This is a genomic window from Methylobacterium oryzae (genome assembly GCF_021398735.1).
Classification (GTDB): Bacteria; Pseudomonadota; Alphaproteobacteria; order Rhizobiales; family Beijerinckiaceae; genus Methylobacterium.
In genome coordinates this window covers 106,608-129,081 of record NZ_CP090349.1, presented here as the reverse complement: position 1 = coordinate 129,081, position 22,474 = coordinate 106,608, and the positions used below count along the sequence as shown (strand labels likewise).

Here is a 22,474-nt window from a genome sequence, read left to right as displayed (position 1 = left end):
CGAAAATCAGCCGCTGTAATTTCGGACAAAATTCTGTGTCCGGGTCTTGGCTGTCGGTCCGAAGATGTGTGACGGCTCTCCGATATCGGCGATTGTGCCCTGATCGAGGAAGACGATGCGGTTGCAGACATTCCTGGCGAAGCGCATCTCATGTGTGACGATGACCATCGTCATGCCCTCGTTGGCGAGTCCTAGGATCACGGACAGAACCTCGTTGACGAGTTCCGGGTCGAGCGCCGACGTCGGCTCGTCAAACAGGATGACCTGCGGTTCGAGCGCGAGCGCCCGGGCGATGCCAACGCGCTGCTGCTGACCGCCAGACAAACGGCTCGGATAGGCCGCAACCTTGTCGGCAAGTCCGACGCGGGAGAGGGCTGAAACAGCCCTTTCCCGGGCCTCGCCGCGCCCGATCTTCTGAACGACGACCGGGCCCTCCATTACGTTCTCGAGCGCCGTTTTATGCGGCCAGAGGTTGAAGTGCTGGAACACCATCGCCATTCGACGGCGTTGCTGGCTGATTTCCGCCGATGAACGCGCAACGAGCCTTGGGCCCGCCTGCCTGACTCCGACGATCTCGCCGTCGAGCAGAACCTCGCCGCGGGTCGGCACCTCCATGTGGTTTATGCAGCGAAGGAGTGTCGATTTCCCGGATCCGCTGGCACCGATGAAGCCGACGATCTCGCCCGCTTCGACCGTCAAGTCGACGCCCTTGAGGACCTCGAGCGCGCCGAAGGATTTGTGAAGGTCGCGGATTTCCAGCAGTGCCAAGACTTACTCCTCTCTGGCGAGCACATGGCTTGCGCCGCGACCTCTACGGATTGAGGAACTTGGCGCGGATGGCGGGGATGGTGCCGTCGGCGATCAAGGCGCCGAGGGAGACGTTGAGCCATTCCTGCAGGTCACGCTCGCCCTTGCGCAAAGCAAAAGTTGAGTTCTGGCCGATCTCCGGCTTGGGGTAGCTAACGCGCACATTCCTGCGCACTTGGCCGTATCGCGTGAGGCTAGATTCTGGAGCGGCGAAATAGTCGACACGGCCGCTCTCCAGCTCGAGGATCGCGGCGTCTTCCGACTTGACGACGACGTAGGTGACTTTCGGGACTATGCGCTGGACCATGCGCACGGTCGCCGAGCCATCCACGAGCGCGATCCGGACTTCCGGCTTGTTGATATCGGCCCAGTTCTCAGCAAGGCCCTTCTTCTCGTCACGGATTGCGGCGAGTCCCACGCCGACACGTGCAGCCGGGATAGTGAATGCCACCGCGAGTGCACGTTCCGGCGTTGCGGAATACCCACCAATCAGGTCGAAGCGCCCCGATTGCAGGCCAGCTGCGGCGGTTCCCCAATCGGTCGGGACATACTCGACCTTCACACCTATCGCGCCGAACAATGCCTCGGCGGACTCCGGAAATATTCCTTCCCATTTGCCGCTGGCGAGATCCTGCCGGTAGGATGGAAAGGCATCGACCGCGCCGACACGGACAATCTTCTGAGCAAGGATCCGGCCCAGGTCCTTACCCCCGTCTTGCGCAGTGGCGGAAACGGACAACACCGCCACGATCATGGTTGCAACGGAGACATTCTTGGTCGTGTTACCAGCCATCCTGACAGTCCTCCGATGCTGACTGTTAATCTGATTAATTCACGAAACATTCAAACCGGCGCACTGAATGGAAGTCGACACTACGTCACGCCCAAGGCACTAAGCATCTGCTCGACCAAGCGATTGCTTCAAGACAACCCTAATCACGCCCGTTATTTTTGCGCTCAAGTCCCGGCTGGAAGCGAAAGATTTGTGTTGCAAGGCCGAATATTCTTCGCACTACGACCGACTGTCTACCGGCATGGGCGTTATGGACCATGTATTTTTGTTATGGTTCGAACGACCGCCCGCACCGGGATGCTGCCTTGCGACGGCGCAGGCGGCTATGTGGGTCAGGCATCGCCGTCGAAGCTTTGCAGTCGCGCGATCATCGACGTTCGCGTCGCCGCGATGAGTGATTGGATGTTCGACGCCTGCGGCGAACCTGCGAGCCAGATCGCGTGATAGTCGAACCAGACCTTTGGCTCGAACCGTCGGAGAACGAGACCTTGCCCATGCCATGGCCGGGCGGAGAAGGCGTCCGCGAAGGTAAGGCCGAGGCCGGCTCTGGCCATTGCAGCGGCACCGATGATCAGCGGCATCTCGGCGACTTCCCTAGGTCGTGCCGACGCCTTCGTTAAGACATCATCGATCCTTTGTTGCTGTCCTTCATGTCGTGAGATGGATATAAAGTCTTCATCATGAAGATCGGCCGGGGTAATCACCGATTTCGCCGCCAGCGGATGACCTTCAGCCATCGCGCACATCGCGCGACTCCGCGTAATTAACTGACTCCGCACGCCGGGCGTCCTGCGGAAGCTCATAGTGAAGCCGATATCCGCGTTGCGCGAAGTCACCATGGCGAGTACGCCGCCTGCATCGCGCGTAGTCACGAACAGCTGGGTATCGACGGCAGCGAGCCAGTCGGCCGCCGCCTGCGGCAGGATCTCCTGGGCGATCATGGGAATGGCGGCGACGACGGTGCGCATCGGGCCATCGCAGCGCAGTCGTTCGACCAGCCGATTGATCTCTTCCATGCCCACGAACAGCCGCTCGGCTTCTCGAAAGAGTCGGGTGGCACGTTCCGTAGGGATCAAGCGATTCTGGACTCGACTAAACAATGGGAAGCCGCACAATTCCTCGCCCTTGGCCATGAGCTTGCTGGCGCCGGGCTGCGTCATCCCAAGTAGGCGGGCGGCGCCCGTGATGCTGCCGGTCCGCATCACGGCCCTGAAGAGTTCGAGATGTTGATGCTTCACGATGCCCCCGTCTCCGCGCATTCCCTCGGGCTCGGCTTCTGTCAGTTGGACGGGCCATCGAGCGGAACGGCGTGAACAACATCCTACGGACTTGCTCCACTTTCTCGAAGCAGGTCCACTTGCGCCACAACGCGCAGGCTGCCTAACTTCCCAACCCCGATAGGCTAGAGCCTCTGCTTCTCAGAATCGCAAACAGTCTCAAATCATGCGATGGTGGACAGCCAAAGAGAATTGGTCGTTTGGCGATGGCATGCTTTGATAGTCTGCGCTAGTTCGAGAGTCTGTGAGCCAGCCGAGGAGCAACGACCTGTCGCATCGACGGGGACGACGCCATCGTTCGGTTCGGTCTTGATCAACATTCGGAAGTGCAAAGTTTCATATGACCTCGATAGAGCAGCGTCGCGATTTGGGCGCCTTTTTAGCGAGCCGGCGCGCGCGTTGTGACCCGAAAGAGTTCGGACTGCCAACAGGTAACCGCCGCACACCGGGCTTGCGCCGCGAGGAGGTCGCTGTCCTCGCCGGCGTCAGCGTCAGTTGGTACACGTGGCTTGAGCAGGGACGCGACATCCGCGCCTCCGCAGACACGCTCCGGCGGATCGCCAAGGTGCTTCGGCTCGACCGCGTCGAGGCAGCTCATCTCCTAGCACTTTCCGTGCCCGGCGTGCTGTTTGCCGAGAAGAGTGAGCGGCCGAGCGACGGGCTAGTCATGCTTGTCCAAGCCGTCGACCCGATTCCTGCCTACGTCCGCAACGCCCGGTTCGACATCTTGGCTTGGAACGCCGCTGCTGCTGACCAATTCGTCGATTACGATACGTTGCCGCCCTTTCAACGCAACACGCTTTGGCTCCTGTTCCTGCATCCGCCCTACCGCAACCTGATCGTCAATTGGGAGACGCTGGCCCGCCGCTACGTGGCCGCCTTCCGTGCGGCCCGGGTGCGGGCGGGAGACAAGGCGCACTTTGATGAATTGGTGACACAGCTCACCGAGGGAAGCCGCGAGTTCCGGGAGTGGTGGTCGGGTGTCGACGTCGATGTGTTCGACGAGGGGACCAAGCGCCTCCGGCACCATTCGCTCGGCCTTGTCGAGTACACCTACGTGACGTTGACGTCAGCGGGACAACCGGAGCTGACGATGGTTTCGTACGTGCTGCGATCGGCAGCCTATGAGTCCTGCTCATAGGTTAAGCGCACGCCTGTTTGGAGTATCGCCGCCGCCGTACCTCGGATCCGCGAAACGACGCCGACTCGGTGAGGATAGCGGATGCCCGACCAAGCCTTAGAACCTGCTAGAGGCGCGACTTCGCGCAACCCTGCCGATGGCTCGCTGATCGCGACCTACCCGTTCCAGACAGCAGAGGCGATCGAGTCCACGCTCGCTGGCTGCGCCGCCGCATACGCGACTTGGCGTGCGACCCCGATGGAGGAGCGCGTGGCCTGCTACGGGCGCTTGGCCGCCACGCTGCGAGCCCGCGCGGAGCCGCTCGCGCGGCTGATCACCGCCGAGATGGGTCGAACCTTGGCACTCGCCCGTTATGAGGTCGAGAAGTGCGCCGCGACGATAGAGTGGTTCGCCGAGCACGGGCCTGCGGTCCTGGCGGACGAGCCCGCCCCGGTGGACGGCGACAACGTTTACGTGTCGTTCCTTCCGATCGGCACGGTGCTCGGCGTAATGCCGTGGAACCTGCCATTGTGGCAGGCTATCCGCGCGGCGGGACCGATCCTCCTATCGGGCAACGGGTTCCTGCTGAAGCATGCGACCAACGTCATGGGTTGCGCTTTCGCCCTGCAAGAAGTCTACGAGGCAAGCGCTTTCCCCAAAGGTCTATTCGCCAACCTGAACACGGACAACGACACCGTAGCCCGGGTGATCGAGGACCCCCGGATCGCGGCGGTCTCGGTCACAGGGAGCGTGCGAGCGGGCTCGGCGGTGGCTGCGACCGCCGCGCGGGTAATCAAAAAGAGCGTGCTCGAACTCGGCGGCGCGGATCCCTTCATCGTTCTTGTCGACGCGGACCTCGATGGGGCCGTGAAGGCCGCGGTCCAGTCCCGCTACGAAAATGCCGGGCAGGTTTGCCTCGCCGCCAAGCGCATCATCTTAGAACGACCGATTGCAGAGGAATTCACGCGCAAGTTCGTCGACGCAGCCGCTGCGCTGAAGGTGGGCGACCCAATGCACGAGGCGACGTTCGTCGGGCCTATCGCCCGGGGCGACCTGCGCGACGGGATCCACGATCAGGTCGAGCGTTCGATTAAAGCCGGCGCAAGATTGCTGCTGGGCGGCCACAAGATGAATGGTCCCGGGTACTTCTACGAGCCGACCGTCCTGGCGGATGTCAGGCCCGGGATGGCGGCATTCGACGAAGAGATCTTCGGACCCGTTGGCGCGCTCGTGGTCGCGGAGGACGTCGAGGATGCGATCCGGCTTGCCAACGCAAGCGAGTACGGGCTCTCCGGCAACGTTTGGACGGCAGACGTCGGGAAGGCTCAAGCCATGGCGCGGCGACTGGAGACCGGGGGCGTGTTCGTCAACGGCTTCACTGCCTCCAATGCGCGCGTTCCGGTCGGCGGCGTCAAGAAAAGCGGCTTCGGGCGCGAGCTCTCGCACTTCGGCCTGCGCGAGTTCACGAACGCGCAGACGGTCTGGGTGAAGGCGCCCGCGTAGTCGGCGGTCCGACAGGCTCCTCGCCGCTTGGAGGCGGTCGAAGTGCAGGAACTCCAGCCATGCGCCCTCGGGAAGGAACACAGCATGCAACACGCTTTCGGACAGGTGGGATTCGTCGGCCTGGGCGCGATGTCTCGCTTGATGGCCGCGCGCTTAAAGGCAGCATCCTACTCTGTGATCGCATTCGATCCCGCGCACGACGGAGACGCCTTCGACGGTTTCGAGCTGACAGCCTCCCCTGCAGCCCTGGCTAAGCGGGTCGACGCCATCCTGGTGGCCGTGCCGAATGATGCCGCGCTGCATCAATCAATGATAGCGGAAGGGGGAGCCTTGGATGGAACCCGGGCGGGACAGCTCGTTGTAAACTTCAGCACAGTCTCGCCGTCGGCATCGATTGCCCTCGCCGAGGCCGCCGCAGCCAAGGCGGTGGCCTATGTCGAGGCACCGATGTCGGGAAGCACCCCGGAGGCGAAGGATGGGCAGCTCGTGTTCCTCGCGGGCGGCTCCGCCCGGGCTGTTGACGCGGCAAGACCGATGCTCGACGTCCTCGGACGCAAGACCACTCACATCGGGCCGGTTGGTCAAGGTGCTGTGACCAAGCTGATCGTCAACGGCGTCATGGCGCTCGGGACCGCCGCGTTGGCAGAGGGACTGGCCTACGGAGCGCGTGCGCAACTCGATCGCGGCATGCTCATCGACGTGCTTTCGGACCTCATTCTGATTTCCGAACACCACAAGCGCAAGCTGACGATGGCGAGAGTGGACGACTACCCCTCGCAGTTCCCGGGCAAGCTCATGTCGAAGGACCTAGGCCTGCTCCTCGACGACGCGCGCGAACGCGGCGCACCGATGACGAGCATGGCGGCCGCCGCGCAGCTCTACGCTTACGCTGCCCACAAGTATCCCGACGAGGACTACGCCTCCGTCATCAGGGTGCAAGAAGCCTCCGCCCGCGGCTAGCGCCACCACCGGTCGATCGAAATGGAATTCGCGGGCGAGGAGCGCCCCGGGAGATCTGGCAGCGGCGGAGCGCGTGGCCGTATCCCCGGACGATAGGTCGAGGATGCCGACATCCTTTCGGTGACCACGCGCTTGGGGCCGAACCGACATCGATAGCGGTCGTGGACAGAGCCAACTGCTTCGTAAGTTTGAACGGAAATGAGTTTCGCCATGCCGAAAATGTTCATACACGCCTCGCCCCACGCGATACCCTTGGCCGCCCGGTCGCGCGTCGCGGCCGAGCTGACCGAACTGGCAATTTCGTGCGAGCGCCTCTCGCCGGCTGATGGCGTTCGAAACGGAATTTGGACGTTCTTCGTCGACCAAGGGGATGACAGCGTCTTTGTTGGGGGGAAGGCGACGTCGGCATCGATCGTGGCCCTCGTCATCTACGCGCTGACCGGGGGCCTAGACGACAGCGCACGCGGCAAGATGATCTTTAAGGCGACCGAGATCATCGCGAGGTATGGGAACATGGGGGAAGGTCCCCCGCCGATCTATGTCGTCATCCATGAGGTCGCGGAGAAGAACTGGGGCATGTTCGGCCATCAGGTCTCGTTGGCAGACCTAAGGACCCATTAGGCGGCCTGCCGAGCGTTTCTCTGCTGGCTCGGGATGCTGGCGTCGCGCGCGGCTCCTCCGAGGCCGAGCGCATTAGCCAAGATCGCGACGCTCTGAAAGCTCATCGCGAAGCCCGGGACGCGCCTCCGCGGCGGTCATATTCCGTCGGATCCCTGCCGAAACTGTATTGGAGCTGGAACAGTGCCGTTGGACGAGCATCGACCGAGGCCCACGAAGCAACCGGAACGAACTATCGGCATCTCCGCCACGGGGATGCGGCGTGAGACGGATTCGATGGGCGGGATCGACGTGCCGGCGGACCGCTACTGGGGCGCGCAGACGCAGCGCTCGCTCCAGCACTTCTCGATCGGCGACGATCGCATGCCCAAACGGGTCTACCACGCCTACGGCTACGTCAAGAAGGCCGCCGCCCTGGTCAACGCGGCCGCCGGCCGCCTGGAGGATTGGCGCGCGCAGGCCATCGTCCAGGCCGCCGACGAGACGATCGCGGGCAAGCTCGACGCGCACTATCCGCTCTACGTCTGGCAGACCGGCTCCGGCACCCAGTCCAACATGAACGTCAACGAGGTGCTGTCGAACCGCGCGATCCAGCTCCTCGGCGGTGCGCTCGGCTCCAAGAGCCCGGTTCACCCGAACGACCACGTCAACATGGGCCAGTCGTCGAACGACACCTTCCCGACCGCGATGCACATCGCCACGGTGCTCGAACTCGACGAGGTCCTGCTCCCCAAGGCGCGGGCGCTGGCCGACGCGATCGACGCCAAGGCCCAGGCCTGGATGGACGTGGTCAAGACCGGCCGGACCCACCTGCAGGACGCGACCCCGCTTACCGTCGGCCAGGAATGGTCGGGCTACGTGGCACAGATGCGCGACGCGCTGGCCCTCGTCGAGGCGTCGCGCGCCGGGCTGTACGAGTTGGCGGCCGGCGGCACCGCGGTCGGCACCGGCCTCAACGCCCCGAAGGGCTTCAGCGCGGAGATCGCCGCCAAGATCGCCGATCTCACCGGCAAGCCGTTCGTCACGGCGCCCAACAAGTTCGCCGCGCAGGGGTCGCTGGACGCCATGGTCGCCGCCATGGCGGCGGTGCGCGGGCTCGCGGTCGCGCTGATGAAGATCGCCAACGACATGCGCTGGCTCGCCTCGGGTCCGCGCTGCGGCCTCGGCGAGTTGCTGCTGCCCGCCAACGAGCCGGGCTCCTCGATCATGCCCGGCAAGGTCAACCCGACCCAGTGCGAGGCCCTGGTGATGGTCTGCATCCAGGTAATCGGCGAGGACAACGCGGTCGCCTTCGCGGGCGCGCAGGGCAACTTCGAGCTCAACGCGATGCGCCCGATCATCATCAACAACACGCTGCACGCCATCCGCGTGCTGGGCGACGCCTGCGAGAAGTTCCGGACCTACTCGGTCGCGGGCACGGAACTCAACCGGACGCGGATCGACGAGACGGTGAACCAGTCGCTGATGCTGGTCACGGCCCTGTCGCCGGTGATCGGCTACGACCTCGCCTCGAAGATCGCCCACCGCGCCAACGACGAGGGCACGACCCTGCGCGAGGCCGCCCTGGCCGAGGGCGTCCCGGCCGAGCGCTTCGACGCGGTCTGCGATCCCAGGACCATGATCGGCCACGGGCTGGCCGGGGCCTAGGAGCACCCGACGCCGGTCATCAACTCCTCAGATTCCATGAGGGTCTACTATGCGCACCATACTGACAGCCGCACTCCTCCTGACCGCTGCCCACGCTCAAGCGCAGGTCGACCAGACCGGGACCGGGGGTGGGCCCCTCTCCACCCAGACGGCCCCGAATACGACGGCGACTGGCACGACGATGCCGCCTGACCGCGCCGACAGCCCCACAGCAACCGAACATCCCGACAAGCCCACGCGCGACGAACGCGCGATGGACCGGATCGACGACAGCATCTGCATCGGCTGCAGCCCGAAGTGATCCGGAACGAAGCCGAGGCGGTCTGAAGAGGAGGCGAAAAGCGTGGCGAAGAAGGTGGCGGACCTGATGGTCCAGGCGCTGGCCCAGGCCGGCGTGAATCGGATCTACGGGGTCGTCGGGGACAGTCTGAACGGCCTCACCGAGGCCCTGCGCCAGGACGGCTCGATCGCCTGGATCCACACGCGCCACGAGGAGAGCGCCGCCTTCGCGGCCGGCGCCGAGGCGCACCTGACCGGCGCGCTCGCCGTCTGCGCCGGCTCCTGCGGGCCCGGCAACCTGCACCTGATCAACGGCCTGTTCGACGCGCACCGCTCCCGCGTGCCCGTGCTGGCCATCGCGGCCCAGATCCCCTCCGCGGAGATCGGCCGGGGCTACTTTCAGGAGACGCATCCGCAGAACCTGTTCCAGGAATGCAGCCACTACTGCGAGTTGGTCTCCTCGCCGGCCCAGCTGCCCGGCGTGATCGAGACCGCGATCCGCGTCGCCATCGCCGAGCGCGGGGTCGCCGTCGTGGTGATCCCCGGCGATGTCGGCCTCATGGCCATGCCGAGCGACGCGCCCGAACTATCGGCGGCCCTCGCGCCAGCCCCGGCCGTGGTGCGACCGCACGACGCCGACCTCGACGCACTCGCCGGGATGCTTAACGGAGCCGGACGCTTGACCCTGTTCTGCGGCCGCGGATGCGCCGGCGCCCACGCGGAGCTGCTGCAACTCGCCGAGGCGCTGAAGGCCCCTGTCGTCCACGCGCTCGGCGGCAAGGAGCACGTCGAGTGGGACAATCCCTACGACGTCGGCATGACCGGCCTGATCGGCTTCTCGTCGGGCTACCGGGCGATGCTCGACTGCGACACCCTGCTGCTGCTCGGCACCGGCTTCCCCTACCGCCAGTTCTACCCGGAGGACGCGAAGGTCGCGCAGGTCGACCTGCGGGCCGAGAGCCTCGGGCGCCACTGCCGGATCGATCTCGGCCTGATCGGCGATGTCGGCGCGACCATTACGGCGCTGCTGCCGCGGCTGCAGAGCAAGACCGACCGGGCGCATCTCGACGACAGCCTCGCCCATTACCGCAAGGCCCGCGCCGGGCTCGACGCGCTCGCGGTGGGCAAGCCCGGCGGCAAGATCCACCCGCAATACGTCGCCCGGACGCTCAGCGAGGCGGCCGCCGAGGACGCGGTCTTCACCTTCGACGTCGGCACGCCGACGATCTGGGCGGCGCGCTACCTCGCCATGAACGGCAAGCGCCGGCTGATCGGCTCGCTGAACCACGGCTCGATGGCCAACGCCCTGCCGCAGGCGATCGGCGCGCAGGCGGCCTATCCCGGGCGGCAGATCATCTCGTTCTCCGGCGATGGCGGCTTCGCCATGCTGATGGGCGACCTGCTGACCCTCAACCAGCACAAGCTGCCGGTGAAGATCGTGGTGCTGAACAACGGCACGCTGGGCTTCGTCGAGATGGAGATGAAGGCCGCGGGCTTCCTCGACACTGGCGTGGCGTTGATGAACCCGGACTTCGCCGCCATGGCCCGCGGGGCCGGGATCCATGCCCAGCGCGTCGAGGACCCGGCCGAGTTACCCGGTGCGCTGGCCGAGATGCTCGCCCATGACGGGCCGGCGCTGCTCGACGTCGTCTCGGCCCGCCAGGAGCTGGCGATGCCGCCGAAGATCGGCGTCGAGCAGGCGATGGGTTTCGGGCTTTGGCTTGCTAAGGCGGTGATCGACGGGCGCGGCACCGAGATCATCGATCTCGCCAAGACCAATCTCTGGCGGTGATTTGGCTATGCCGCTCGCCCGCATTGAGATCCCGGCCGGCAAGCCCGCAGCCTATGGCCGTGACGTCGCCGATACCGTCCAGCAAGCGCTTCACGCGGCCCTCGGCGTTCCGATGGCGGAGCGCTTCCAGATCGTCACCGAGCACCCGCCTGCGGGGCTGATCATCGATCCGTCCTACCTCGGCATCGTGCGCAGCTCAGAGGCGGTCATCGTCCAAGTCTTCCTCAATGCGGGCCGCGACGCGCCGAAGAAGCGCCTGTTCTTCAGAACCCTCGCCGATGCGCTGCACGAGCGAGTCGGGATGCGCCGGGAGGACGTCCTCGTCAGCCTGGTCGAGGTGCAGCGCGACGACTGGTCCTTCGGCAACGGCGAGGCGCAACTCGCCTGATGTTCACGCCCCTGATCCCCGCTTCTCGAACCTGGAGGCCATCCCGATGATCCGCTGCGTTCGCATCTGGACCGGTGACGACGACAATTCCTACTTCGAGGAAGGCGCTATCGACCTGCCCCACGGCGAGCGCGGCGACATCCTCAGCGGCACGACCGACGTGGTCTCGATCTCCTTCCGGGAAACGCAGCCCGGCGGCACCTACGCGTGGCACGCGGCGCCGACCCGGCAGTTCGTCATCACCCTGCGCGGCACCCTCGACTTCCAGACGAGGGCCGGCGCGCACTTCACGATCCGCCCCGGCGACATCCTCATCGCCGAGGACACGGCCGGCTCCGGCCATTCCTGGCGCCTCGTCGACGACGAGCCCTGGTGCCGGGCCTACGTGATCCTCGCCCCCGGCGCCGAGGCCCAGCTCCCCTTCGTCCCGAACAAGACCGCCTGAGGAGGGGCCCGATGGCCGAGATGAGCTTCGACGACGCTCCCGACGTGGTGCTGATCGGCGCCGGGATCATGAGCGCGACCTTCGGCACGATGCTGAAGGAGCTGGAGCCGTCGCTCAGGATCGCGATGTTCGAGACGCTGCACGACTGCGCGCAGGAGAGCTCGGAGGGCTGGAACAACGCCGGCACCGGCCATGCCGCCAATTGCGAGCTGAACTACACACCCCAGCGCTCCGACGGCAGCGTCGACATCGCCAAGGCGCTCGAGGTCAACACCGAGTTCGACATCTCGCGCCAGCTCTGGGCGCACCTCGTGCGGAAGGGCGCGATCCCGGATCCGCGCGCCTTCATCCATCCCTGCCCGCACATGAGCTTCGTCTGGGGGGCCGAGAACGTCGCCTTCCTCAAGGCGCGCTACGCCGCGATGTCGGCCCACCACTGCTACCACGGCATGGAGTACAGCGAGGACCCGCAGGTCATCGCCGGCTGGGCGCCGCTGATCATCGAGGGCCGCGATCCCGGCGAGCCGATCGCCGCCACCCGGATCGTCACCGGGACGGACGTCGATTACGGCGCCCTGACGCACCTGCTGGTGAAGCAGCTCGCGGCGCAGCCCGGCTTCGCCGTCCACTACAACCGCAAGGTCGTCGCCCTGGACCGGGTCGACGACGGCCGCTGGGCCGTGACCGTCGAGGACACCTACGACGGCACGCGCCGCACCGTGACGGCCAAGTTCGTGTTCATCGGCGCGGGCGGCGGCTCGCTGCCGCTGCTGCAGGCCTCGAAGATCCCCGAGGGGCGCGGCTACGGCGGCTTCCCGGTCTCGGGGATCTGGCTGCGCTGCGACGTCGACGCGGTCAGCGCGCGCCACCACGCCAAGGTCTACGGCAAGGCCGCCTCCGGCTCGCCGCCGATGTCGGTCCCCCACCTCGACACCCGCATCATCGGCGGCAAGCGCTCGCTGCTGTTCGGGCCCTACGCGGGCTTCTCGTCGCGCTTCCTCAAGCACGGGTCGCTCACCGACCTGTTCACCGCGCTGACGCCGCACAACGTCGTGCCGCTGCTCGACGTCGCCAAGGACAATGTCGCGCTCACCGAGTACCTCGTGGGCCAGGTGCTCCAGAGTTCCGACCACCAGTTCGCGACCCTGAAGCAGTTCTTTCCCAAGGCGCTGAAGCAGGACTGGACGTTGGCGGTCGCCGGCCAGCGGGTGCAGACGATCAAGCCGACCGGCCGGTCGAACCCGCTGGAGGAAGGCGACCTGGAATTCGGCACCGAGCTGGTGGCCGCGGCGGACAACTCAATCTGCGCGCTGCTCGGCGCCTCGCCCGGCGCCTCGACGGCGGCCTACATCGCGGTCGAGGTGCTGGAGAAGTGCTTCGCCGACCGGCTGACGCCGGACGGCTGGCTGCCCCGCCTCAAGGCCGTGATCCCGACCTACGGCATCGACCTCAAGCGGGACGCCGAGGCCTGCCGGCGCAGCCGGGCCGAGACCGCGCCGATCTTGAGAATCGAGAACATCTGACAGGTTCGCGAGGCGCGGTTCCCCCGCCGCCTCTCCGCTCATCCCAATAACCACCGCACGCAGCCCCGGGCTGCGGAACGTACGCCGATGCCTCGAAGCGAGGATTGATGGACCTCTCCGCCCTGATGCTCTCGCGCATCCAGTTCGCCTTCACGATCTCGTTCCACATCATCTTCCCGGCCTTCACGGTCGGGCTGGCGGCCTGGCTCGCCTTCCTCCAGGCGCGGGCGATGATCTCGGGCGAGCCGGTCTACGACCGCCTGTTCGACTTCTGGCTCAAGATCTTCGCCGTCGCCTTCGGCCTCGGCGTCGTCTCCGGCATCGTCATGGCTTTCCAGTTCGGCACGAACTGGAGCGAGCTCGCCCGCCGCACCGGCCCGATCCAGGGGCCGCTCCTCGGCTACGAGAGCTTCACGGCCTTCGCGCTCGAGGCCTCGTTCTTCGGGGTGCTGATGTTCGGCCGCAGGCGGGTGCCGCGCTGGTTCTACCTGTTCGCCTGCCTGATGGTCTGCCTCGGCACCAGCCTGTCGTCGTTCTGGATCCTCGTGAACAACTCGTGGATGCAGTACCCCACCGGCTTCGCCCTGCGGCCGGACGGCGTGTTCGTGCCGACCGATTGGTGGGCGATCATCTTCAACGCCGTCGTCTGGGTCCGCTTTCCTCACATGGTCCTGGCCGCCTACGTCACCACCAGCTTCTGCGTGGCCGCGACGGGGGCGTGGTCGATGCTGCGGAACCGGGACCGCGCCGAGGCCCGCGCCATGGTCCGGATGGGGCTCGGCCTCGCCGCGATCCTGGTGCCGCTGCAGCTCTTCTTCGGCCACCTCACCGGCGACTACGTCGTCAAGCACCAGCCCTCGAAGATCGCCGCGATCGAGGGCCACTGGGAGAGCCGGGCGCCGGCCGGCGAGATCCTGTTCGCCTGGCCCGACGAGGCGCAGGAGAAGAACCACTTCGTCATCGCGCTGCCCGCCCCGATCGGCAGCCTGATCGACGACGGCACCCTCACCGGCAAGGTGATCGGCATCAAGGACATCCCCAAGGCCGACCGGCCGCCGGTGCTGATCCCGTTCTTCGCCTTCCGGATCATGGTCGGCTGCGGGCTGCTGATGCTGGCCCTGGCCTGGGGCGGGATGGCCTTCTACGCCACCGGGCGGCTGGAGCGGGCGCGCTGGCTGCAATGGGCGATCTTCCTGTCGTTCCCCCTGGGCTTCGTCGCGACGCTGACCGGGTGGTTCACCGCCGAGGTCGGGCGCCAGCCCTGGACGGTCTACGGCCAGCTGCGCACCGCCGACGCGGCGACCCCGTTCCTGACCTCCCCGCAGGTGGCGACCTCCCTCGCCGTGTTCGGCGCGGTCTACGCGCTGATCTTCGCGGCCGGCACCGTCTACATCTACCGCATGCTCAAGGCCGGCATCCTGCCGACCCCGGCCCATGCCGGCGGCGCCGCCAATCCGAAACGACCTCTGGCGGTGCCGGGCAGCAGTCCCGGCGCCCCCAGCGGCACACCGGCGGAGTGAGCGGCCATGATCGCGTTCTGGGCCGCCGCCCTCGCCCTCACCCTGATGCTCTACGTGCTGCTCGACGGGTTCGACCTCGGCGTCGGCATGCTGTTCGGGATCGCCCCGGACGAGACCGCGCGCCGGCACATGATGCAGGCGATCGCCCCCGTCTGGGACGGCAACGAGACCTGGCTGGTGCTCGCCGCCACGATCCTGTTCGGCGCCTTCCCGACGGTCTACGCGCTGCTGCTCTCGGCCTTCTACCTGCCGCTCCTCCTGATGCTCGCGGCCCTGATCCTGCGCGGCGTCGCCTTCGAGTTCCGCTACAAGTCCCGGCGGCTGCGGCGGGTCTGGGACGCGGGCTTAGTCGGCGGCTCCTACTGCGCGGCCTTCGTGCAGGGCGTGACGGTCGGGGCGCTGGTGCAGGAGCTGCCGGTCCGCGACGGGCTCTACGCCGGCGGGGCGTTCACGTGGCTCACGCCCTTCTCGCTGCTCTGCGGGCTCGGCCTGTGCCTCGGCTACGCGCTGCTCGGCGCCGCGTGGCTGTGCGGTAAGACCGAGTCCGATGTGCGCGACCTCGGCTTCCGGCTGCTACCGCGCCTCCTGCTCGGGGTGCTGGTCTTCCTCGGCGCGGCCTTCGCGTACGCGCTGGCGATGAACCTGCGGGTGCTGCACCGCTGGCTCGAGCGGCCCGAGATGCTGGTCCTGCCGCTCGTGGGCGCCGCGGCCTGCGCCGGCCTCCTCTACGCGGCGCGGCGCCGGATCGACGCGCTGCCTTTCCCGTTGGTGGCGCTGATCTTCGCCGCCGCCTTCGCGACGCTCGCCGCCTCGTTCCTGCCCTACATGGTGCCGTTCAGCGTGACGGTGACCGAGGCGGCGGCGCCGGAGGCGAGCCTGTCCTTCATGTTCTGGGGGGCGGGCGTCGTGGTCCTGCCGATCACCCTGGTCTACACCCTGGTCGTCTATCGCGTCTTCAAGGGCAAGGTGGCGGTGACGGAAGGGTACGACTGAGCCGTGACACCCGACGCCGCGAAAGCCTGCCTGACCAGCCCCGGCCCCAGCGCCGATGCCGTGCACGCGCTCCTCGCGGAGGTCGCGACGATCCTCCTGGCGAACGGCCAGACCAGTGAAGGCACGCGTCTCGCGCTCATCCGTCTCGGCCGCAAGTTCGGTCACGACGTGCAGGTATCGGTCGCGTGGGGCGTCACGACGATCCAGCTCGATGGCTGTCGGAGCGCCCAAGGCGCGTTCACCGAACCCTTCGGGGTCGATATCGGCCGGGTCATCGCCGCGGAGACGATCGTCGATGCCGTATGTGGGGGACGGATGGCCGTGAGCGACGCGCAGAGCGCGCTTCTGGCCGTCCCCGGACGGTCCCCGGTCTCGCTGCTCCGGTTCGCCATCATGGCCGCGGCGGGTGCAGCCGCTCTGGGCGTGGTGTTCGGCGCGAAGGACGTCGCCACGCTCGGTCTGATCACCCTGATCGCGGGTGCCGGGGCGTGCCTGCGGCGGGCCCTGTCGCATCTAAGCGGCAACCCGTTCCTGCAGCCGTTCTCGGCCGCGCTTCTGAGCGGCGCGTGCGCGGGGGCGGCCATGCTGCTCGATCTCGGTGTCGTGCATCGCCTCGTTGCCGCGTGCCCCTGCATGGTGCTGGTGCCCGGGCCGCACTTCCTGAACGGCGCAATCGATCTCGTGCGCGGGCGCCTCCCGATCGGCCTGTCCCGGCTCGCCTTCGCCGCGCTCGTCGTCCTCGCGATCTGCGCCGGCCTCCTGATCGGCCTCGCCTTGACCGGTACGTCCTTTCCCACCGCAGGGCCGACGCGCGCAGTCCCGCTGGTTCTCGACGTTGTGTCGGCCGGCGTCGCGGTCGCGGCCTACGGGTCGTTCTTCAATATGCCCTGGCGCGCACTCCCAATCCTGATCGGCGTCGGGATGGTGGCGCATGCAGTGCGCTGGGCGTCGCTCGCCGCGGGTGCGAGCGTGCCGCTCGGCGCCCTCGCGGCGTGTCTGCTGGTCGGGAGCCTCATCACTCCGCTGTCAGACCGCCGCAAGCTGCCGTTCGGCGCATGCGCCTTCGCCTGCGTCGTGTCCCTCGTCCCCGGCGTCTTCATGTTCCAGGCGGCGTCCGACGCCGTCGCCCTCACCGGCCTCGGATCAGCAGCACCTCCCTCGATGCTCGTCGACCTTCTGGGCAACATCGCGACGGCCGGCCTGGTCGTGATAGCGATGGGCGCTGGTCTGATTGTTCCTAAGATGACACTCAATCGCTTAAGTCAGCAGCCGAATTAATTTGATGTTATGTCGCCCAGAATTCGTAATTGTAGTACTTGTCGGCCGGCTTTCATTTAGTGAAGCAGTGATCGGAGCAATACAATAATCGATCTCGTACGACAACTATAGCCAAATTCATCTCTGTCGATGTGATGTTGATTTGTGTCAACCGCCCGCCGCCAAATCAGCATCTCGGCTTGTACTTTTGCCAAGTTGGCAAGAGGCCGGTTGTTGTGTCAGCACAGGAGCGTCCGCTATCTCACCAGTTCAGCTCTAGAGCAGCCATTCTGCTTTCGGCCAAGCCCAGCCCGCTAGAATGTGCCTCTGGATGACCGGGGTGGGTAGATTTCGGTCCGTCCGCTTCCAAGCGGCAGAGATACCGGGGCAGACATTGTGGTCCTACTCGCCCGCACCGCTCCACAAATCCATACGTCATCGCGGAACCCAGTCGCCGACCCGCACAGACCGGAAAAAGCGATCAGCGGTGCCGCATCAGCGAGACCTAGCCCATCCAGTAGGCCAACTGTGCGACCGGTCATTCCGAGTGGCTAAACACGGTCGGCCGCGCTAAGCCGTGTAGAAGGCTGATCTCAAAGGCGATGCCGTATCCTCCCTCACCCGCCGTCCACGACCCAGCGCGCTTGGATGCGCTGGAAGGCTACGCGATCCTCGATACCCCGGCAGAGCCGGGTTTCGACGGCATCGTGCAGCTCGCCTGTCAGCTTTGTGATGTGCCGGTAGCGCTCGTCAGCTTGGTCTCTGGGGACCGCCAATGGTTCAAGGCGCGGATTGGCTTTCCCCCGTGCGAGACGGACCTCGACCGCTCGGTGTGCGCCCACGCGCTGGCCCAGCCGGACGAGATGCTAATCATCCCGGACCTGACGCGGGATCCGCGCACGGCGAACAATCCCCTGGTGATCGGAGAGCCGTTCATCCGGTTCTATGCTGGCGCACCGCTACGCACAGCCAGCAACTTGGTGCTCGGCAGCCTGTGCGTCATCGACAAGGTGCCCCGCCCCGGCGGGCTGACCGACGCACAGCAGAACGGCCTGCGACTGCTGGCCGAGCAGGTGATGAGCCAGCTCGAACTGCGCCGTGCGCTAACCTCGCGCGATGCACTGAGGAGCGCCGAAGCCGAAGCCTATCGTGCACGCGAAGCGCTGCGTGACACGCATGCGGGCATCGCTGCTGCGGAGGGCGATTTGACCGCGATCATGCACGCCGTGGTGGCCGGGGCCATGCGGGCGATGCCGGCGGCCGAAGGCGGCGTGGTCGAACTGATCGACGGCGATGCCTTGGAGTATAGCGCCGTACGCGGCAGCCTCGCCGCCCATCAAGGGATCCGAGTGCGGCTCGACGGCAGCACCTCAGGCGCCTGCGCAAAGACCAACGCTTCGATCCTGCTCACGGACGCCCGCACCGACCCGCGTGTCAATGCTGTGCTGGCGGCACGCATCGGCCTTGGGTCGGCGGTTCACGCACCGATCGCGCGCCTCGGTCAGGTGCTGGGCGTGCTCAAGCTCCAGGCTGCCCACCCATTTGCCTTCGGCGAGGCGGATCTCGCCTTGCTCGGCCTATTCGCCGGTGTGGCTACGGCTGGGCTGACCGAAGCAGCCGCTCGCGCCGAAGTCCGCGCGAAGGACGCCTACTGGCGCGAAATGTTCGACCGCCTCAGCGAGGGGTTCGTGATCGGCGAGATGGTGCGGGATGCCACGGGACAGGTCCACGACTGGCGTTACATCGAGGTCAATCCCGCTTGGGGCGAACTGGTTGGCTTCGACCCCACGCAAGCAGTCGGCCGCACGGTCCGCGAGTTGATCCCCACCATTGAGGAGGCGTGGATCAGCGAGTTCGCCGAAGTGGTCGAGACCGGCGTGGTGCATGGCTTCACCCGTCAAGTCGGTGCCTTGGGGCGCTGGTACGAGGGGCGGGCGTTCCGGATCGACGCCGACCGCTTCGGGCTGATCTTCTTGGAGGTGACCGGCCGCGTCGAGGCAGACGCTCGCCGCCTCGCGCTGCTGGCCCTGGGCGACCGCCTGCGCGATCTGAGTACGACCACCGAGATGACGCACGCGGCCGCCGAGATCGTTGGCCGCACGCTGGGGGCGACGCGCGCTGGCTTCGGGCGTGTCGAGGGCGACGTCGAGTTCATCAACATCGAACCGGATTGGACGGCGCCCGGCCACGCCAGCGTCGCCGGGCGGCATCGCTACGACGACTACGGTGACATCCGCGAGCACCTGCGGCGCGGCGAGCCGCTGATCGTGGACGACGTGGCCGAGGATCCTCGCACCCGCGATGATGCCGCGATCTGGCAGAACCTTGACATCAACGCCTTCGTCCACATGCCGGTGCGCGAGCGAGGGCGCACCGTGGCAGTGTTTATCGTCCACGACGTGCAGGCACGGCGGTGGACCGTCGAGGAGTTGGCTTTCCTGCGCAACGTCGCCGACCGTGTCGAGGTCGGGGTGGCGCGGGTGCGCGCCGAGGAGTTGCAGGGCGTGCTCAACAAGGAGCTGGCTCACCGGCTGAAGAACACCCTCTCCATCGTCCAGTCGATCGCGACGCAAACCCTGCGCGGGATCACTGATCGCGAGCCGGTGGAGGCGTTTGAGCGCCGGGTGCTGGCGCTCTCACGCGCTCACGACGTGCTGATGCAGAAGAGCTGGACCGCGGCCAAGATGCGGGCGGTGATGGAGAGCGTGCTGAGCATGCAGGCCGACCTCGACCGCTTCGCGCTCGACGGGCCGGACATGGACATTTCCCCGCAGGCGGCGCTGTCCCTGTCGCTGCTCCTGCACGAGTTGGCGACCAACGCACTCAAGTACGGCGCGCTGTCGGCCGAGACCGGGACCGTGCGGATCGGGTGGCGTACCGAGGACGGACAGGTGCCTAGCCTCGTGCTCGGCTGGAACGAGAGCGGCGGCCCAGTGGTGGCCGCGCCGAGCGGGCGCGGCGGGTTCGGCTTGAAGCTGATCCGAATGGGCTTGGTGGGAACGCGCGCCGCCGACCTCCGTTACGATCCCGTGGGCTTGCACGCTGAGTTCCGCGCGCCGTTGGCGGACATGCAGGTTCAAGTACACTGATCATGGCACAAGTTGATCCGTCGCGGCCGACCTACGTGCTGGTCGTCGAGGACGACCCCATCCTGATGATGGCGCTGGTTGATTACGTCGAGAACGCCGGATGCGAGGCGGTGGAGGCGACCACCGTCGTTGAGGCGATCCGGCTGCTTGAGACGCGCACCGACATCCGCACGGTGTTCACCGACTTGGACATGCGCGGTTCGACCGCCGGTATGAAGCTGGCGCTATCGATCCGCGACCGCTGGCCACCGATCGAACTGCTGATGATCTCCTCGCAGCCGTGGGACGCAGCCCAGATCCCGGATCGCGGGGTCGTGCTCGGCAAGCCTTTCGACCGCCGGAAGATCGTCGCCGCGATCCGTCGGTTTTCGGCGTAGGCGCATTGCGTTCCAGCCCGTACCGAAATCGCCGGATGGCTGCTTTCAGGAAGCCCCGCAGGTGGTTCAGTCAGCTGGTATGGGTCGATAGGAGGCCGTCCTGTGTGGATGGCTCCCGCATTGCAAGTGGCGAATTGAGCTTCTGACGCGTTGGTCGGGTGCAGTCTTGTGTCCGGCCTGTTGATGCAGTCGTTCATGTTGACTGCTGGCCCTGATGGTATCCGTGAGCTGGGTCCCACTCTGCTTTGCGGGCTATGACGCCCTGGACAGCCGGCGGGGTGTCCCGGCTCCCGGTCTGACCGGTTCGCCATCAACTCTCATCGTCCTCGCAACCTGGAAACGTCTCCTCTACGTGCTGTCAGGCGGCCGTGGCCGCCGGTGCGCGGTAGGTGCCGCCGCGGGTCATGATCGCCCAGGCGACCCGCGCCGTGCGATTGGCCGCCGCCACAGTCACCACGCGCACTGGCTTACGCTGCAGCAGCGCCGGCAGCCGCGGGTCGACCGAGGTCGGTGTCGTCTTCGCGCGCCGGATCAGAGACGTCATGCCGACCACGAGCAGCCGGCGCAGGTAGCGGTCGCCCATGCGTGAGATCCGGCCCAGGCGCTCCTTGCCGCCACTGCAGTTCTGCAGCGGTGTCAGGCCCAACGAGGCAGCGAACTGCCGACCGGAACGGAAGCGCTCGGGCTCGCTCACCGAGGCGGCCAGCGCGGTTGCCGACACGATGCCGACACCCGGGATCGTCGCAAGCCGCTGCGACAGGTCGCTGTCTCGATGCCAGGTGAGCAACTCCTTCTCCAGTCGGGTGAGCTGAATCTGCAAGGCACCGATCTGATCGGCCAACCCGGTCACCACGCGCTGGGCTAACGGCGGCACCTCGGCCGCGTCTCCGGCCGAGAGCCGGGCCGCCAGTTCGAGCGCGTGCCGCAGGCCCCGCGCCATCTCGATCCCAAACTCGGCGAGCAGGCCTCGGATCATGTTCACCAGCTGCGTGCGTTGCTTGACCAGCAGGTCGCGCGTCCGGTGCAGCGCCAGCGCCGCCTGCTGCTCGGTCGCCTTCACGGGCACGAAGCGCATGCTGGGGCGCGTCACCGCCTCACAGATGGCAGCGGCATCGTTCGCATCGGTCTTGCCGCGCTTGACGTACGGCTTCACGTAAGCCGGCGGCATCAGCCGCACGTCATGGCCGAGCTTTATGAGTTCCCGGGCCCAGTGGTGCGCTGTGCCGCACGCCTCCATGCCGATCAGGCACCGTGGCAGCTTGGCGAAGAACGGCGTGACCTGCGCCCGCCGCAGCGCCTTCCGAACGACGACGTGCCCAGCTGCATCGACGGCGTGAACCTGAAAGATGCTTTTGGCCAGATCGATGCCGACGGTGGTGATCTCCATGGGGATGGCTCCTGCATGAGCGTGGCTGCTGCTTCGACAGCGACCACATCTTGGCACCGAGATGCCGTCAGTCGGAGCGGGAGCCATCCACCCCATCTGCTTTTCTGGCCGCCCTTCTTCGAAGCGGCCGCTCCGCTTACGGCCAACAGCCGCCTCAGTCCGCCTGCTCAAGCGACTCATATGGGTGGATTTGCGAATTTCCGTTTTCGAAGCGCAGGCGCCGGCAGCAGACGCAGCGTAGAGCTACCAGACCGTGATGTCCCGCGCTACGAACGATGCGAGCGGCTGTCGGATGGCATTCATCAAGCCCGTGGCTTCGACCCGCCGTTGAGCCTGTTGCCAGCGATGATGTAGGTCAGCCAGCCGCCGTTGGCCCAGCTCCGTCAAAGTCACTGTGCGGCTTCGCCGGTCCTTGCCCGTGACGGTCACGAGAAGGCCATCCCTCTCCAACAGCCGCAAGGTGTGGCCGAGCCCGTTGCGCTCCATAACCATGATGGCGGCGAGATGGGTGATCGAGATGGGGCCCGACCGCTCAATCTCGGCCAACAGGGCGTACTGCGTGATGCGCAATCCGCTGCCCGCCAATTCCTGATCGTAGATGGCCGAGACCCGCCGGGCTGCCTTGCGTAGCAGGTTGCAGTGGCAAGGCTCGCTCGTCGTCATACTCGTCATCTCACGCTCCGGACGCGACAGCTTTAC

At 66.4% G+C, this 22,474-nt stretch carries 20 protein-coding genes; 15 read left to right on the top strand and 5 right to left on the bottom strand.

Going from position 1 to position 22,474, the window contains the following annotated elements; translation table 11 throughout:
- Positions 1-6 precede the first annotated feature (6 nt).
- The 3 genes from LXM90_RS00570 to LXM90_RS00560 form a co-directional block, all read right to left on the bottom strand.
- Positions 7-768 (bottom strand): amino acid ABC transporter ATP-binding protein, encoded by a 762-nt coding sequence (locus tag LXM90_RS00570; protein ID WP_326491892.1) that lies wholly within the window; start codon positions 766-768, stop codon positions 7-9.
- A gap of 43 nt (positions 769-811) precedes the next feature.
- Entirely contained in the window at positions 812-1,600 is a 789-nt protein-coding gene (locus LXM90_RS00565) for a substrate-binding periplasmic protein (RefSeq protein WP_234081451.1), read from the bottom strand.
- Positions 1,601-1,932: 332 nt separating this feature from the next.
- A complete protein-coding gene (locus tag LXM90_RS00560; RefSeq protein ID WP_234081449.1) occupies positions 1,933-2,838 on the bottom strand; it encodes a LysR substrate-binding domain-containing protein in 906 nt (301 codons plus the stop codon).
- 379 nt (positions 2,839-3,217) lie between these two features.
- Between LXM90_RS00560 and LXM90_RS00555 the strand changes: the two genes are divergently transcribed.
- The 15 genes from LXM90_RS00555 to LXM90_RS00485 all read left to right on the top strand — a co-directional run bounded on the left by LXM90_RS00555 (position 3,218) and on the right by LXM90_RS00485 (position 20,388).
- The gene (locus LXM90_RS00555) at positions 3,218-4,018 is read left to right on the top strand and encodes a helix-turn-helix transcriptional regulator (RefSeq protein WP_127992206.1); all 801 of its coding nucleotides are present in this window, start codon (positions 3,218-3,220) and stop codon (positions 4,016-4,018) included.
- 81 nt (positions 4,019-4,099) lie between these two features.
- Positions 4,100-5,500, top strand: coding sequence for an NAD-dependent succinate-semialdehyde dehydrogenase (locus LXM90_RS00550; protein WP_234081447.1), 1,401 nt, complete (start codon positions 4,100-4,102; stop codon positions 5,498-5,500).
- 84 nt (positions 5,501-5,584) lie between these two features.
- Entirely contained in the window at positions 5,585-6,460 is an 876-nt protein-coding gene (locus tag LXM90_RS00545) for an NAD(P)-dependent oxidoreductase (RefSeq protein WP_234081445.1), read from the top strand.
- Between the two features lie 210 nt (positions 6,461-6,670).
- Complete coding sequence (locus LXM90_RS00540; RefSeq protein ID WP_164891347.1) at positions 6,671-7,081, top strand: tautomerase family protein; 411 nt, start codon at positions 6,671-6,673, stop codon at positions 7,079-7,081.
- A 252-nt stretch (positions 7,082-7,333) separates the two neighbouring features.
- A complete protein-coding gene (gene fumC, locus LXM90_RS00535; RefSeq protein ID WP_234081443.1) occupies positions 7,334-8,725 on the top strand; it encodes a class II fumarate hydratase in 1,392 nt (463 codons plus the stop codon).
- Positions 8,726-8,774: 49 nt separating this feature from the next.
- Complete coding sequence (locus LXM90_RS00530; protein ID WP_127992201.1) at positions 8,775-9,026, top strand: hypothetical protein; 252 nt, start codon at positions 8,775-8,777, stop codon at positions 9,024-9,026.
- A gap of 66 nt (positions 9,027-9,092) precedes the next feature.
- The gene (gene poxB / locus LXM90_RS00525; RefSeq protein ID WP_234083077.1) at positions 9,093-10,796 is read left to right on the top strand and encodes a ubiquinone-dependent pyruvate dehydrogenase; all 1,704 of its coding nucleotides are present in this window, start codon (positions 9,093-9,095) and stop codon (positions 10,794-10,796) included.
- A 7-nt stretch (positions 10,797-10,803) separates the two neighbouring features.
- Positions 10,804-11,184, top strand: coding sequence for a tautomerase family protein (locus LXM90_RS00520; protein ID WP_127992199.1), 381 nt, complete (start codon positions 10,804-10,806; stop codon positions 11,182-11,184).
- A gap of 46 nt (positions 11,185-11,230) precedes the next feature.
- On the top strand, positions 11,231-11,629 hold the full coding sequence (locus LXM90_RS00515; RefSeq protein ID WP_234081441.1) for a hypothetical protein: 399 nt from the start codon (positions 11,231-11,233) through the stop codon (positions 11,627-11,629).
- Between the two features lie 11 nt (positions 11,630-11,640).
- Positions 11,641-13,152 (top strand): malate dehydrogenase (quinone), encoded by a 1,512-nt coding sequence (mqo, locus tag LXM90_RS00510; RefSeq protein WP_234081439.1) that lies wholly within the window; start codon positions 11,641-11,643, stop codon positions 13,150-13,152.
- Positions 13,153-13,259: 107 nt separating this feature from the next.
- Positions 13,260-14,672 carry a cytochrome ubiquinol oxidase subunit I gene (locus LXM90_RS00505; RefSeq protein WP_234081437.1) on the top strand — a complete coding sequence of 471 codons (1,413 nt, stop codon included), beginning with the start codon at positions 13,260-13,262 and terminating at the stop codon, positions 14,670-14,672.
- 6 nt (positions 14,673-14,678) lie between these two features.
- Positions 14,679-15,665: a cytochrome d ubiquinol oxidase subunit II gene (cydB, locus tag LXM90_RS00500; protein WP_234081435.1), complete on the top strand. Its 987-nt coding sequence runs from the start codon at positions 14,679-14,681 to the stop codon at positions 15,663-15,665.
- A gap of 3 nt (positions 15,666-15,668) precedes the next feature.
- Positions 15,669-16,943, top strand: a complete 1,275-nt coding sequence (locus LXM90_RS00495) for a threonine/serine exporter family protein (RefSeq protein WP_234081433.1) — start codon at positions 15,669-15,671, stop codon at positions 16,941-16,943.
- 623 nt (positions 16,944-17,566) lie between these two features.
- A complete protein-coding gene (locus tag LXM90_RS00490; protein WP_234081432.1) occupies positions 17,567-20,011 on the top strand; it encodes a GAF domain-containing protein in 2,445 nt (814 codons plus the stop codon).
- Positions 20,012-20,013: 2 nt separating this feature from the next.
- Positions 20,014-20,388, top strand: coding sequence for a response regulator (locus LXM90_RS00485; protein WP_234081430.1), 375 nt, complete (start codon positions 20,014-20,016; stop codon positions 20,386-20,388).
- A gap of 358 nt (positions 20,389-20,746) precedes the next feature.
- Here LXM90_RS00485 and LXM90_RS00480 read toward each other — a convergent pair whose 3' ends face one another.
- Positions 20,747-21,775 (bottom strand): IS110 family transposase, encoded by a 1,029-nt coding sequence (locus LXM90_RS00480; protein WP_091980604.1) that lies wholly within the window; start codon positions 21,773-21,775, stop codon positions 20,747-20,749.
- 243 nt (positions 21,776-22,018) lie between these two features.
- Positions 22,019-22,438 carry a MarR family winged helix-turn-helix transcriptional regulator gene (locus LXM90_RS00475; protein ID WP_234081428.1) on the bottom strand — a complete coding sequence of 140 codons (420 nt, stop codon included), beginning with the start codon at positions 22,436-22,438 and terminating at the stop codon, positions 22,019-22,021.
- Between the last annotated feature and the right edge of the window lie 36 nt (positions 22,439-22,474).

Excerpts from the sequence above, each read along its gene's own strand:
- LXM90_RS00565 (WP_234081451.1), bottom strand. The coding sequence starts at position 1,600 with ATGGCTGGTAACACGACCAAGAATGTCTCCGTTGCAACCATGATCGTG.
- LXM90_RS00555 (WP_127992206.1), top strand. The coding sequence starts at position 3,218 with ATGACCTCGATAGAGCAGCGTCGCGATTTGGGCGCCTTTTTAGCGAGC.
- LXM90_RS00550 (WP_234081447.1), top strand. The coding sequence starts at position 4,100 with ATGCCCGACCAAGCCTTAGAACCTGCTAGAGGCGCGACTTCGCGCAAC.
- LXM90_RS00545 (WP_234081445.1), top strand. The coding sequence starts at position 5,585 with ATGCAACACGCTTTCGGACAGGTGGGATTCGTCGGCCTGGGCGCGATG.
- LXM90_RS00540 (WP_164891347.1), top strand. The coding sequence starts at position 6,671 with ATGCCGAAAATGTTCATACACGCCTCGCCCCACGCGATACCCTTGGCC.
- fumC (WP_234081443.1), top strand. The coding sequence starts at position 7,334 with ATGCGGCGTGAGACGGATTCGATGGGCGGGATCGACGTGCCGGCGGAC.
- LXM90_RS00530 (WP_127992201.1), top strand. The coding sequence starts at position 8,775 with ATGCGCACCATACTGACAGCCGCACTCCTCCTGACCGCTGCCCACGCT.
- poxB (WP_234083077.1), top strand. The coding sequence starts at position 9,093 with ATGGTCCAGGCGCTGGCCCAGGCCGGCGTGAATCGGATCTACGGGGTC.
- LXM90_RS00520 (WP_127992199.1), top strand. The coding sequence starts at position 10,804 with ATGCCGCTCGCCCGCATTGAGATCCCGGCCGGCAAGCCCGCAGCCTAT.
- LXM90_RS00515 (WP_234081441.1), top strand. The coding sequence starts at position 11,231 with ATGATCCGCTGCGTTCGCATCTGGACCGGTGACGACGACAATTCCTAC.
- mqo (WP_234081439.1), top strand. The coding sequence starts at position 11,641 with ATGGCCGAGATGAGCTTCGACGACGCTCCCGACGTGGTGCTGATCGGC.
- LXM90_RS00505 (WP_234081437.1), top strand. The coding sequence starts at position 13,260 with ATGGACCTCTCCGCCCTGATGCTCTCGCGCATCCAGTTCGCCTTCACG.
- cydB (WP_234081435.1), top strand. The coding sequence starts at position 14,679 with ATGATCGCGTTCTGGGCCGCCGCCCTCGCCCTCACCCTGATGCTCTAC.
- LXM90_RS00485 (WP_234081430.1), top strand. The coding sequence starts at position 20,014 with ATGGCACAAGTTGATCCGTCGCGGCCGACCTACGTGCTGGTCGTCGAG.
- LXM90_RS00480 (WP_091980604.1), bottom strand. The coding sequence starts at position 21,775 with ATGGAGATCACCACCGTCGGCATCGATCTGGCCAAAAGCATCTTTCAG.
- LXM90_RS00475 (WP_234081428.1), bottom strand. The coding sequence starts at position 22,438 with ATGACGACGAGCGAGCCTTGCCACTGCAACCTGCTACGCAAGGCAGCC.